Annotated in this window: 11 protein-coding genes and 1 tRNA gene; 6 read left to right on the forward strand and 6 right to left on the reverse strand. The window is 69.3% G+C overall.

From position 1 onward, the window contains the following. The first annotated feature begins 40 nt into the window (after window positions 1-40). Window positions 41-1,468 carry a cysteine--tRNA ligase gene (gene cysS, locus AC1RTO_RS07705; RefSeq protein WP_493160234.1) on the forward strand — a complete coding sequence of 476 codons (1,428 nt, stop codon included), beginning with the start codon at window positions 41-43 and terminating at the stop codon, window positions 1,466-1,468. After that, the gene (locus AC1RTO_RS07710) at window positions 1,465-2,403 is read left to right on the forward strand and encodes a D-2-hydroxyacid dehydrogenase (RefSeq protein ID WP_493160235.1); all 939 of its coding nucleotides are present in this window, start codon (window positions 1,465-1,467) and stop codon (window positions 2,401-2,403) included. Before cysS ends, AC1RTO_RS07710 begins: the two co-directional genes overlap by 4 nt. On the opposite strand, the gene AC1RTO_RS07715 is transcribed toward AC1RTO_RS07710, so the two are convergent. Beyond that, window positions 2,397-3,392 (reverse strand): M48 family metalloprotease, encoded by a 996-nt coding sequence (locus AC1RTO_RS07715; protein WP_493160236.1) that lies wholly within the window; start codon window positions 3,390-3,392, stop codon window positions 2,397-2,399. The two genes, AC1RTO_RS07710 and AC1RTO_RS07715, sit on opposite strands and share 7 nt — an antisense overlap. Window positions 3,393-3,514: 122 nt before the next feature. On the opposite strand from AC1RTO_RS07715, the gene AC1RTO_RS07720 reads away from it, so the two are divergent. Beyond that, entirely contained in the window at window positions 3,515-4,888 is a 1,374-nt protein-coding gene (locus AC1RTO_RS07720) for a class II 3-deoxy-7-phosphoheptulonate synthase (RefSeq protein ID WP_294138636.1), read from the forward strand. 77 nt (window positions 4,889-4,965) lie between these two features. After that, a tRNA-Glu gene (locus AC1RTO_RS07725) sits at window positions 4,966-5,040 on the forward strand. Between the two features lie 186 nt (window positions 5,041-5,226). Here the strand turns inward: AC1RTO_RS07725 and AC1RTO_RS07730 are convergent. The 4 genes from AC1RTO_RS07730 to AC1RTO_RS07745 form a co-directional block, all read right to left on the reverse strand. Continuing rightward, on the reverse strand, window positions 5,227-5,442 hold the full coding sequence (locus AC1RTO_RS07730) for a hypothetical protein (protein WP_493160237.1): 216 nt from the start codon (window positions 5,440-5,442) through the stop codon (window positions 5,227-5,229). 47 nt (window positions 5,443-5,489) lie between these two features. After that, window positions 5,490-5,696: a hypothetical protein gene (locus AC1RTO_RS07735; RefSeq protein WP_493160238.1), complete on the reverse strand. Its 207-nt coding sequence runs from the start codon at window positions 5,694-5,696 to the stop codon at window positions 5,490-5,492. A 70-nt stretch (window positions 5,697-5,766) separates the two neighbouring features. Next, window positions 5,767-6,561 carry a DeoR/GlpR family DNA-binding transcription regulator gene (locus AC1RTO_RS07740; protein WP_493160239.1) on the reverse strand — a complete coding sequence of 265 codons (795 nt, stop codon included), beginning with the start codon at window positions 6,559-6,561 and terminating at the stop codon, window positions 5,767-5,769. Then, window positions 6,558-8,054 carry a glycerol-3-phosphate dehydrogenase gene (locus tag AC1RTO_RS07745; RefSeq protein WP_493160240.1) on the reverse strand — a complete coding sequence of 499 codons (1,497 nt, stop codon included), beginning with the start codon at window positions 8,052-8,054 and terminating at the stop codon, window positions 6,558-6,560. Before AC1RTO_RS07745 ends, AC1RTO_RS07740 begins: the two co-directional genes overlap by 4 nt. A 117-nt stretch (window positions 8,055-8,171) precedes the next feature. Between AC1RTO_RS07745 and glpK the strand changes: the two genes are divergently transcribed. Both glpK and uxuA read left to right on the forward strand, forming a co-directional pair. Next, complete coding sequence (gene glpK, locus AC1RTO_RS07750) at window positions 8,172-9,665, forward strand: glycerol kinase GlpK (RefSeq protein ID WP_493160241.1); 1,494 nt, start codon at window positions 8,172-8,174, stop codon at window positions 9,663-9,665. Window positions 9,666-9,785: 120 nt separating this feature from the next. Beyond that, on the forward strand, window positions 9,786-10,976 hold the full coding sequence (gene uxuA / locus AC1RTO_RS07755) for a mannonate dehydratase (protein ID WP_493160242.1): 1,191 nt from the start codon (window positions 9,786-9,788) through the stop codon (window positions 10,974-10,976). Between the two features lie 174 nt (window positions 10,977-11,150). On the opposite strand, the gene nhaA is transcribed toward uxuA, so the two are convergent. After that, a complete protein-coding gene (gene nhaA, locus AC1RTO_RS07760) occupies window positions 11,151-12,539 on the reverse strand; it encodes a Na+/H+ antiporter NhaA (protein WP_493160243.1) in 1,389 nt (462 codons plus the stop codon). Window positions 12,540-12,642 lie beyond the last annotated feature (103 nt).

Genomic DNA, 12,642 nt, shown 5'->3' on the forward strand with positions numbered 1-12,642 from the left:
GCCTTGGCGGGGGCGTGCGGGGCGGGCTAAGGCGTACGGCATGACGCCGCTGACGCTCTACAACAGCCTGACCCGCAGCCTCGAGCTGTTCCAGCCCGCCGATCCGGCCGACGTCCGCATCTATTCGTGCGGGCCGACGGTCTATCATTACGCCCATCTCGGCAATCTGCGCGCCTATCTGTTCACCGACACGCTGGGGCGGACGCTGACGTGGAAGGGCTATGGCCTGACCCATGTCATCAACATCACCGACGTCGGCCACCTGACCAGCGACGCGGATGCCGGCGACGACAAGATGGAGGCGGCGGCGAAGGCGAGCGGCCAGGATATCTGGGCGGTTGCAGCCCATTACACGCAGGCGTTCAAGGCGAATCTCAAGGATCTCAATGTCCGCGATCCGGCGCGCTTTCCGCTCGCGACCGACCATGTCGAGGGGATGATCGCGTTCGGCGAGGCGATCGCCGACCGGCATTGCTACCGTCTGCCCGACGGGCTCTATTTCGACACCTCGACGGTGCCCGATTATGGCCGGCTGGCGGGCGTGCGCTATGAGGGGCCGGTCGAGGGGCGGATCCAGACGGTCGAAGGCAAGCGCCACGCCGCCGATTTCGCGATCTGGCGGACGAGCGCACCGGGCGAGAACCGGCAGATGGAATGGGACAGCCCGTGGGGCCGCGGCGCACCGGGCTGGCACCTCGAATGTTCGGTGATGAGCCGCCAGTATCTCGGCGCGCATTTCGACATCCATACCGGCGGCATCGACCATCGCGAGATCCACCATCCCAACGAGATCGCGCAGAACCAGGCCTATAGCGGCACCGCAGACAGCGGCGCGACGGTGTGGATGCACAACAACTTCCTCGTCGACCGGGCGGGCAAGATGTCCAAGTCGTCGGGCGAATTTCTGATCCTGCCGGCGCTGCTCGAGCGCGGGTTCCACCCCCTCGCCTATCGCCTGATGTGCCTGCAGGCGCATTATCGCAGCGAGCTGGAATTTTCCTGGGACAATCTGGCGGCGGCACAGACGCGGCTGAAGCGGCTGGTGCAAACCGTCGCGGCGCTGCGCGCGCGCGGCGAGGCGAAGGGGGCGGCGTCCGCACAACCCTATGCCGAGCGGCTGGATGCGGCCTTGTCCGACGATCTCAACACGCCCCGGGCCCTGCCGGTGCTCGACGAACTGCTCGCCGACAAGCGGATCGGCCCGGCCGACCGGCTGGCAGCGCTCGCCGATTTCGATGCGGTGCTCGGCCTCGGCCTGCTGACGCTGTCACGCGAGGACCTGCGCGTGCGACCCAAGGGTGCCGGGATCGACGAGGCGGGGATCGCCGCGCGGCTGCTCGAACGGCGCGAGGCACGGGCGGCGAAGGATTTCCCGCGGTCCGACGCGATCCGGGACGAGCTGGCGGCGCTGGGCGTCGAGGTGATGGACGGCGATCCGTTGGGCTGGGATTGGAAGGTCATATCATGAAGGCAGTTCTCCCCGCCGTCGCACGCGGCTTGCTCGAATCGCACCTGCCCGCCGCCATCGCGCCGGCGTGGTTCACGACGCCCGCGGAAGCCAATGCGATGATCGCGGATGCGGCGATCGCCTGGGTCGACATGCAGCCGACCGCGCTGGTCGCCGACGCTATCCGCGCAGCAGGGCCGGAACTCCGATGGGTGTCGACCATCTATGCCGGCCTCGATGCCTTCCCGCTCGACCTGCTGCGTGACCGCGATGTGACGCTGACCAACGGCGCCGGGATCAACGCGGTCGCAGTGGCGGAATATGCCGTCCTCGGCATGCTGGCCGCGGCGAAGCGGTTCGACATCGTGCTGCGTGCGCAGGATCGGCAGGACTGGCTGAAGGATGCGCCCGGCAAGATCGAACTCGACGGCACCAGGGCGCTGGTGGTCGGCTACGGCACGATCGGGCGGCTGATCGGCGACCGGCTCGCAGCTTTCGGGGTGAAAGTGACCGGCGTCACGCGGTCGGGCCGCGACGGCACGCTGACGCCCGATGCGTGGACGGGCCGGCTCGGCGAATACGACTGGCTGGTGCTCGCCGCGCCCTCGACCGACGCGACCAAGGCACTGATCGGAGCGCAGGAGCTGGCGGCGATGAAGCCATCGGCATGGCTCATCAACATCGCCCGCGGCGACATGATCGACCAGCAGGCGCTGCACGCCGCGCTGACCGACGGCAGCATCGCCGGCGCGTTCCTCGACCCGACCGATCCCGAACCGCTGCCCGCCGGCCACCCGCTGTGGACCGCACCCAATTGCATGATCTCCATGCACATGTCCGGCCGCAGCCAAACCCAGATGTTCCAGCGCGGCGCCGCGCTGTTCCTCGAAAACGCCCATGCCTTCGTCGCCGGGCGGCCGATGCGCAACGTCGCCGACCTCGAATCCGGCTACTGAAGCGGGCGCTCCGCGTCGGCGATCAGCGGCGGCACGTACGGCCGCCCCGCCCCGGCCGGGATCCGCGCGATCTCCGCCTCGATCGCTCTGGCGCGCGCGGCGGACGAAGGATGCGTGCGGCTGCGGAACAGCCCACCGTCGACGTCACCGCCATGATCGCGCCAGAAGCGCACCGCGATCTGCGGATCGTAGCCGGCGTTGCGCAGCAGATACATGCCGAGCAGGTCCGCCTGATCCTCGGTCAGCCGGAACAGCCGGCCGTTGCGCCCCACCTCCGCCAGCAACCCGCGCTTGACGCCCGCCGCGTCGAGCCGACGGGCATGGTGCAGGATATTGTGCGACAGCTCGTGCGCGACCACCACCGCGACCTCCTCGTCGCTGTAGCGTTCGAAGAAGCGGACGCCGATCTGGACGATCCGGCCGTCGGCGGACGCCTCCATCCCCGGCCCGAGCAGCACCTCGAACGCGCTGCGGCACCCCGGCGATGCGGGGATGCGAACGGTGCGCGTCTGCCCGTCGCGCCGCAGCACCACGTCGAGCGGGCGGTCGGACGGCAGCGCGGCGATCGTGTCCACCGCCGCGTCGCGGCCGGCGCTGCTCGATCCCTGCGCGGGCGGTGCGGCGTCGAGCGCCCGGCCGTCGACCGACACGATACCGTCGTTGGCGCGCACGCCGGCGCTCGCGGCGGGCGATCCCGGCACCACCGCCTCCACCGCGATCGGCGTCTCGAAGCCGAAGCTGCGCCGCGCCTGATCGCGCAAGCCGGCGTCATATTGCCCGATCGCATGGATCGCCCAGCCCGGCGTCGGCGCCCGGTCGCGGCACAGCGTCGCATTGGCGGTCGTCAAGCGATAGGCGATTCCCGCCATCCGCCCGTCCACCGCGCGCAGCGCGTCGAAGGTCGCGGCGGTGTCGTCCGCCGCCACGCCGATCGCAGGGGTCGCGGTCGCCAGTGCGATTATGGTGAGGCGCATCGTCAGCTTGCTCATCGCGCTCCTCTAGCGAGGCCGGCACGCCATGGCCATGGCCACCCCCAAGCGTTCCTTCATTGCGCAAAGACCGTTTTGGGCGCATGTCGCCCGGCGTTTACACCCCGAAGGACGACATGATTATGGCCGCGAACTGGGCCCCCGACAGCTGGACCAAGGCCGAGGCCCGCCAGCTCCCCGACTATCCGGATGCCGCCGCGCTCACCCGCGCGACCGATGCGCTGGAGACGTTTCCGCCGCTCGTCTTCGCCGGCGAGGCGCGCAACCTGACCGCGGAACTGGGCAAGGTCGCCGAGGGCAAGGCGTTCCTGCTGCAGGGCGGCGACTGCGCCGAATCGTTCGCGGAACATAGCGCCAACAATATCCGCGACACCTTCCGCGTCATCCTGCAGATGGCGGTCGTGCTGACCTTCGCCTCGAAGCTGCCGGTGGTGAAGCTCGGCCGGATGGCGGGCCAGTTCGCCAAGCCTCGCTCCGCGCCCAATGAAACGATCGATGGCGTCGAACTGCCGAGCTATCGCGGCGACAACGTCAACGACATCGCCTTCACCGCCGAAAGCCGCATCCCCGATCCGCAGCGGATGATCCGCGCCTATTCGCAATCGGCGGCGACGCTCAACCTGCTCCGCGCCTTCGCGCAGGGTGGCTATGCCAATCTGCATCAGGTCCACCGCTGGACGCACGACTTCATGGGCCGCAGCCCGTGGACGAAGAAATATGCCGAGACGGCGGACCGGATCGGCGAGGCGCTCGAATTCATGGCCGCCTGCGGGATCGATCCCGAGACGGTGCCGCAGCTCGCCCAGACGCATTTCTACACCAGCCACGAAGCGCTGCTGCTGCCGTTCGAACAGGCGCTGACCCGGCAGGATTCGCTGACTGGCGACTGGTACGACACGTCGGCGCACTTCCTGTGGATCGGCGACCGCACCCGTTTCGAGGGCTCGGCGCACGTCGAGTTCCTGCGCGGCATCGGCAATCCGATCGGCGTCAAGTGCGGCCCCAGCTTGGAGCCGGACAATCTGCTGCGGATGCTCGACACGCTCAATCCGGGCCGGGTGCCGGGGCGGATGACGCTCATCACCCGCTACGGCTACGACAAGATTGAAACGCATCTGCCGAAGCTGGTGCGCGCGGTGACGCGCGAGGGGCATCCAGTGGTGTGGAGCTGCGATCCGATGCACGGCAACACCGTGAAGGCGGTGACCGGCTACAAGACGCGGCCGTTCGACCGGATCCTCGCCGAGGTGCGCGGGTTCTTCGCCGTCCACCGCGCCGAGGGGACGCATGCCGGCGGCATTCATGCCGAAATGACCGGTCAGAACGTCACCGAATGCACCGGCGGCGCGATCGACGTCACCGAACAATCGCTTGCCGATCGGTATCACACGCATTGCGACCCGCGCCTCAACGCCGGGCAGAGCCTGGAACTCGCGTTCCTGCTCGCCGAGATGCTCAACGAGGAAATGGCGGAGCGCCGCCGGGCCGCCGCCTGACGCGTTCCGGTGGGGCGTCACGAGAAGTCTCTTGACGCCCCATCGCCCGCCGCCTAGAAGCGCGCTTCACCGCTCATGGCCCCTTCGTCTAGCGGTTAGGACGACGCCCTCTCACGGCGTAAGCACGAGTTCGATTCTCGTAGGGGTCACCAGCGGCGGCTGTAGGAGCCATCCGGAGTGCCGGGAGGTGACGCAAAATCCACCACATCGGAAACCCGGTCAGGCATCGTTGATATCGATCGTGTCGAAGGCATGGTCGCTTGACCATATCCGGTCCGGCCTGACCCTGCAGAAGGCGCCCACACCCGGCGCGACGGCACAAAGGGTCCGTGCCTCGATCAGCCGCCGTTCAGCGCCATCGCCGCCGATCGCAGGGCGAACGTCCGGTCCGCCGCACCGGGCGGCAGGTCCCCCCATGCGAAGGCGGAGCGGTGGCATGCCGCCTCCGCCCAGATCCGCGCCGCCAGATGCGATACCTGCGCCGGCGTCGCGGGAATGCCGCTCGCGACGCAGGCGACCAGTTCGTCGGCCATCAACGGGCTGGCACTCTTCACGATTTCGACCTCCAGACGATGGAGGCGACCGTTAGCTCAGGGCTGTGTCAGCCCCATGACAGCTGCACGGACGGCACCGAGCCGTTGTCGTTGACGGGCGACGCGCGAAGGCCGCTGGCGGCGGCGCTCGCCTCCGCCTCGCTGGCATAGACCACCGGCAGCCACCGGCCGTCCAGCGCCGAACGCAGACCCCATCGGCCGTCGAATTCGGGCTGGGGCAGTCGTGCGGCGATCACGTTGCGTTTGTATACCATGCGGGCGCCCCTAGCCGACCCGTCACCCGGACGAAAGCCGTTTCGCAGATGCAACGTCGCGCCTCGCGTGTCACACCGCGGCAGCGCCACCCCGGTCGGCATCGGTTTCGGCGATACGGACGTCCGCCGCGACGCAGGCGGCGCGCAACGCCTCGGACGCGCGATCGGTCACCAGCCAATCGATATCGTCGAGTTTGCCGATGCGCACCGGCGCCGGCCGGTCAAGCTTGGAGGCGTCGATCGCCAGGATTACCTGACGCGCGTTACGGATGATCGTCTGCGACACGCGCACCTCGTCGACATCATAGTCGAGGAAGTCGCCATTGGCCTCGATCCCCGATGCGCCGATCAGCGCGATATCGACCTTGAAGCCGCGGATGAAGTCCATCGCGATGCCGCCGATCACCGCACGGTCGCTCGGGCGGACGCGACCGCCGGCCGCGATCACCGTAATCCCCGGCCGGTCGGCAAGGATGTCGACGACGTTGAGGTTGTTGGTGATGACCATCAGCCTGGTCCGGTCGACCAGATGGCGGGCGATCGCCTCGGTGGTGGTGCCGATGTTGATGAACAGGCTGGCGCCGTCCGGGACCAGCGTGGCCGCCGCTGCGCCGATCGCCGATTTGGCGGCGACGGCGATACCGCGCCGCTCGGCATAGGCGAGATTGTCGGTCCCCGAACCCGGCACCGCACCGCCGTGGACGCGGGTGAGCAGGGCGCGGCGTTCGAGCGTCGTCAGGTCCTTGCGGATCGTCTGCGGCGTTACGCCGAGCGTATTGGCCAGCCCCTCGACCGAGACGCGCCCCGCCTGCCGTGCAAGATCGACGATGCGCTCGTGGCGCGTCGGCACGTCCGCGTCGCTCATGCGAGATACGCCGCCAGCCGCTCCGCCGTGCCTGCGGGCACGTGCAGGCCGAGCTTGCTGCGGCGCCACAGCACGTCCTCCGCGGTGCGCGCCCATTCGTTCGCGACGAGATAATCGACCTCCGCCGCATGCAGCCCGCCGCCAAGATCGGGGCCGAGGTCGTCCACGGTCGTCGCCGTCGCGAGGATCGCCACCACCCGCGTGCCATAGGCCCGCGCGAGGCGGCGCAGCAGCGCCGGCGGCAATCGCGGATGGCGTGCCGCCAATGCGTCCGCGAACCGCCCGAAATCGGCATCGGGCATGTCGCCGCCGGGCAGCGGCGCGCCCGCGGTCCACGCCGGACCCGCGTCGGACAACAAGGGCGCGAGGTCGCGCAGCGCATGTTCAGCGAGCTTGCGATAGGTGGTGATCTTGCCGCCATAGACGCTCAGCATCGGCGCCCGCCCCTCGTCCGCGTCGAGATCGAGGACGTAGTCGCGCGTCACGGCGGAGGCATTGGCCGCCTTGTCGTCGTAGAGCGGCCGGATCCCCGAATAGCTCCAGACGATATCCGCCACCGCGACCGGTCGTGCGAAATAATGGCGGATGGTATCGAGCAGATAGCGCGTCTCCTCCGCGTCGATCGTCCCTCGGCCGGGCGGGTCGGTCCATGGCTCGTCGGTGGTGCCGACCAGCGTGAACGCGCCCTCATAGGGGATGGCGAAGACGATCCGGCGATCGGCGTTCTGCAGCATGAAGGCGTGATCGCCCTCGTAGAGGCGCGGCACGACGATATGGCTGCCCTTGACCAGCCGCACCGACCGGTCGTTGCGCGCGCCCGCGGTCTTGCCGAGCACGTCGGCGACCCATGGCCCGGCGGCGTTGACCAGTGCGCGCGCCGCGACCCGGCGACGGGTGCCGTCCGCCTGTTCCAGATCGGCGCCCCACCCCGTCCCGGTCCGGCTCGCCGCGATCAGGCGCGTACGAGTGGCGATCGTCGCGCCACGCTCCGCCGCGTCGAGCGCGTTGAGCACGACGAGGCGGCTGTCCTCGACCCAGCAGTCCGAATAGACGAATGCCCTGCCCGCCCGCGGCGACAGCCCCTCCCCCAGCGGCGAGCCTGCGAGCGAGACGCTCTGCGTGCCCGGCAGGCGCTTCCGCCCGCCGAGATGATCGTAAAGAAACAGGCCGAGCCGCACCATCCAGGCGGGCCGCGGCGACTGGGTCTGCGGCAGGACGAAGCGCAGCGGCCAGATGATGTGCGGCGCCATGCCCCACAGCCGTTCGCGCTCGATCAGCGCCTCGCGCACCAGCCGGAATTCGCCATATTCGAGGTAGCGGAGCCCGCCGTGGATCAGCTTGGTCGACGCCGAGGAGGTATGGCTGGCGAGGTCGTCCTGCTCGACCAGCAGCACCGACAGGCCGCGCCCGGCGGCGTCGCGGGCGATGCCGGAGCCGTTGATGCCGCCACCGACGATGAGCAGGTCCACGGGGTCGTCCGGCCATCGGTCCATTGTGCTACACCCTTCGTTGTCGTCGGCGACCATAACGCATCGCGCGACGAACCGGAACACTTGACCTTCGTTCGAAACGATCCGAACTTTCGAACGAAGCGCTGTAGGAGAGGCGACGTGGCCAAGACGCATATCCTGGTGATCGATCAGGGCACCACGTCGACGCGCAGCATCGTCTTCGACGGCGCGGCGCGGCGGGTCGGCATCGCGCAGGCCGAATTCGCGCAACATTATCCCCAGCCGGGCTGGGTCGAGCATGACCCGGAGGACATCTGGCGCGACGCGCTCGCCACGGGACGCGACGCACTGTCGGCGAGCGGGCTGACCGCGCAGGACCTCGCGGCGATTGGCATCACCAACCAGCGCGAGACGGCGGTCGTCTGGGACCGGGCAAACGGCGAGGCGATCCATCGCGCGATCGTCTGGCAGGATCGGCGCGGTGCGCCGCGCTGTCAGGAACTGAAGGCGGACGGCGCCGAGGATTTGGTGCGGGCGCGGACCGGGCTGCTGATCGACCCCTATTTCTCCGCGACCAAGATCGCCTGGATGCTCGACCATGTCGCCGGCGCCCGCGCGCGCGCCGAGCGTGGCGAGCTCGCCTTCGGAACGATCGACAGCTTCCTGCTCTGGCGGCTGACCGGGGGTGCGGTGCACGCGACCGATATCACCAACGCTTCGCGGACGATGCTCTACGACATCCACCGCCAGTGCTGGGACGCCGAATTGTGCCGCCTGCTCCGCGTGCCCGAGGCGATGCTGCCGCAGGTCCACGACAATGCGTACCTCTACGGCACCACCGACCCCGCCCTGCTCGGCGCGGCCGTGCCGGTGGCGGGGATCGCCGGCGACCAGCAGGCGGCGCTGTTCGGGCAGGCGTGCTTCGATCCGGGCATGGCCAAATCGACCTATGGCACCGGCTGCTTCATGCTGCTCAACACCGGCGAGGAGGCGGTCGAATCGCAGCATCGCCTGCTCACCACCCCCGCCTACCGGCTCGACGGGCGGACGACCTATGCGCTGGAGGGGTCGATCTTCGTCGCAGGTGCGGCGGTGAAGTGGCTGCGCGATGGCATCGGCGTCATCACCCACGCCAGCCAGACCGACGACCTCGCGACCCGCGTTCCCGACAATCACGGCGTCTATATGGTCCCGGCCTTCGCCGGCCTCGGCGCGCCGCATTGGGACCCGGAGGCGCGCGGCGCCATCTACGGCCTGACGCTGGGCGCGGGCGCGGCGCATCTGGCGCGCGCGGCGCTGGAGGCGGTGGCATTCCAGACGATGGACCTCGTGGACGCGATGGCGGCGGACGGCGGCGGACGGCCCGCAATCCTGCGCGTCGACGGGGGCATGGCGGCGAACGACTGGCTGTGTGGCTTCCTCGCCGACATGATCGACACGCCGGTCGAGCGCCCCGAAGATCTAGAGACCACCGCCCGCGGCGCCGCCTTCCACGCCGGCCTCGCGACCGGCGTCTGGTCGGGGCTCGCCCATCTGTCGGCGCTGTGGTCGCGCGAACGCTGCTTCGAGCCGGACATGACGGCGGAGGCGCGCGCACCGCTGGTCGCGGGCTGGCGGGATGCGGTACGGCGCACTTTGGGACCGCGCCGCTAACGCAAACGCTTATCTCCCTAGCAGGTGGTCATACCAATCTGGACAGGCCAAATTTCACCCGTTAAGCGTCAGCGTCGGTGCCATTTTCCGGCAGCCGATGGAACGACGTGAGGCGATGTGATGGCCGTTGAGCCCGTGATGATGACGCAGACGATGCGCTGGTTCGGCCCCGCCGACCCCGTGACCCTGCGCGACATCCGCCAGGCGGGCGCGAGCGAGGTCGTCACCGCGCTGCACGACCTCCCCAACGGTGCGGTCTGGCCACGCGAGGCGATCGCCGCGCGCCGGGAGATGGTGCAGGCGGCAGGGCTCGACTGGACGGTGGTAGAGAGTCTGCCGGTGCACGAGGAGATCAAGCGCCGCGGGCCGGACTGGGATCGCCTGATCCACGCCTATCGCGACAGCCTGCGCCATCTCGCCGCCTGCGGCATCCGCGTCGTCACCTATAATTTCATGCCGCTGCTCGACTGGACGCGGACCGATCTCGCCTGGGCGCTGCCCGACGGCGCGCTGGCGCTGCGCTTCGAGATGGCGGCGGTGGCGGCGTTCGACCTCCACATCCTCCGCCGCCCGGGCGCGGCGCGCGACTATACGCCGGAGGTGGTGGCCGCCGCCGATCGCCACTTCGCCGCGCTCGACGCCGATGCGCGGCATCGGCTCGAACGCACGATCATTGCTGGCCTGCCGGGCAGCGAGGAAAGCTTCACCGCCGCCGCCTTCCTGCGGGCGATCGGCACCTATGACGGCGTGGATGCCGACCGGCTGCGCGCCAACCACGTCGCGTTTCTCGAGGCGGTCTGCCCCGTGGCCGACGCGGCCGGCGTGCAGCTCGTCGTCCACCCGGACGATCCCCCCTTCCCGCTGTTCGGCCTGCCCCGCGTCGTCAGCACCGAAGCCGACGTCGCGGCGCTGTTCGATGCCGTCCCCAATCCGTCGAACGGGCTGTGCCTGTGCACCGGTTCCTTCGGGGTGCGCGCCGACAACGACCTGCCCGGCATGGTCGACCGGCTTGGCGACCGGATCGGCTTCCTCCATCTGCGCGCCGTCCAGCGCGAGCCGCAGGGCGCGTTCCACGAGGCGGTCCATCTGGGCGGCGATGCGGGGATGCCCGCCGTGGTCGCCGCGGTCCAGCGGCTGCAGCGCCGTACCGGCCGCAGGATCCCGATGCGCCCCGACCACGGCCACCAGATGCTCGACGACCTCGGCAAACACACCAACCCTGGCTATTCGCTGCTCGGCCGGATGCGCGGCCTCGCCGAACTGCGCGGGCTGGAAACCGGCCTCGCCCACGCCACGCTTGCGCAGGGCTGAAGCGACCTTCCACGTAGATGGGTCGCGCCGAGGCGCAGAGGACGCAAAGACGTGGCGCCCACGGCATCCACGGCCCTTCTATCGAACGTCGAAGATGAGAGGGCACGCCGCCTCAAGCGGCCCCTCTCCGCGCCCTCCGCGCCTCCGCGCGAACCCCGATCTCCCTTACATCGGTCAGTCGTCCCCCACCGGCCCGGCCGCCTTCCAGAACATGACATAGCCGAACACGCCCGACACAACCGAAGCGACGAGGATGGCGAGCGCCGCCAGCTCGGTCTGCACCGGATCGGTGAAGGCGAGTTCGGCGATGAACAGCGAGATGGTGAAGCCGATTCCGGCGACGCCGCCGATCCCCAGCACCATCCTCCAGTTGACGCCCTCGGGCAGCGACGCCGCCCCCACCCGCGTCGCCGCCCATGTCGCGGCGAGGAAGCCCAGCGGTTTGCCGATCACCAGCCCCGCGACGACGCCGATGGCGAGCGGCGCGTGCACCGCCTCCGCGATGAGGTCGGCGGAGAAATGGATGCGCACGTTCGACAGGGCGAACAGCGGCATGACGATGTAAGACACCCAGGGCGTCAGCACCCGGACCAGCCGTTCGGCCGCCTCGTCGGTCGCTGCCGCCATCTCGTGGATATAGCCCAGCCGCCGCTGCGCGCTGTCCCGCTGCTCCTCCGCCTCCGCCGGATCGTCGGTCCGCTCGGCCGCGGCATGCGCCTCCTTGAACTGGTCGATCGGGGCCTGCACCCGCTCGGCGAACCGTCCTTCCGACAGTCGCGACCGCGTGGGCAGCAGCAGGCCGACCGCGACCCCGGCGATCGTCGGATGCACGCCCGAGCCGAACACGCCGATCCACACGACGATGCCGAGCAGCACATAGGGGATCGGCGCGACCCAGCGCAGCCGCAACAGGCCGAGGATACCGGCATAGGCCACCCCGGCGAGGCCGAGGAACCACAGGTCGATCGACGCGGTATAGGCGACCGCGATCACCAGCAGCCCGAACACGTCGTCGATCGCGGCGAAGGCGAGCAGCACCGCGCGCACCGCCACCGGCAGCCGCGTCGTGAACATCGCGACGATCGCGAGGCTGAACGCGGTATCCATCGCCGCGACGACGCCCCAGCCATGCTGCGTCGGCGTGCCGAGGTTGAACGCCAGATAGATGGCGATCGGCGCGACGAGGCCGCCGATCGCGCCCGCGATCGGAAACACCGCGGTGCGGAGCGACGACAGCGATCCCTTGACGAACTCGCGCTTCACCTCCGTCCCGATGATGAGGAAGAACAGCGGCATCAGGGCATCGTTGATCCATTCCGCGGCGGGCCGGGCGAACGACCAGCTGCCATAGCTGATCCGCACCCCGCGATCCCACAGCCGGATATATTCGGCCCCGATGGGCGAATTGACCACGACCAGCGCGATCAGCGTGGCGATCAGCAGCGGACCGCCCGAAATTTGCCCGATCGCGAAAAAGGGTTCGATCTTCTGTAATACCGCCGCAGCGGGCGAATGGTGCGCGCGCGCCGCCACCTGCCCGGAAAGACGTGGAGTAAGCGCCATGAATATCCCGTCTTGTAAGCCGTTGAAACAATACACTTGAGCGAAGGGCTCCGTTCCCGTCGCCGGGCGGTGCCCGCCGGGTTCCGCGCCAGTCGGGGCGAGG

It is taken from the genome of Sphingomonas sp. GW821-FHT10F09 (assembly GCF_058809195.1).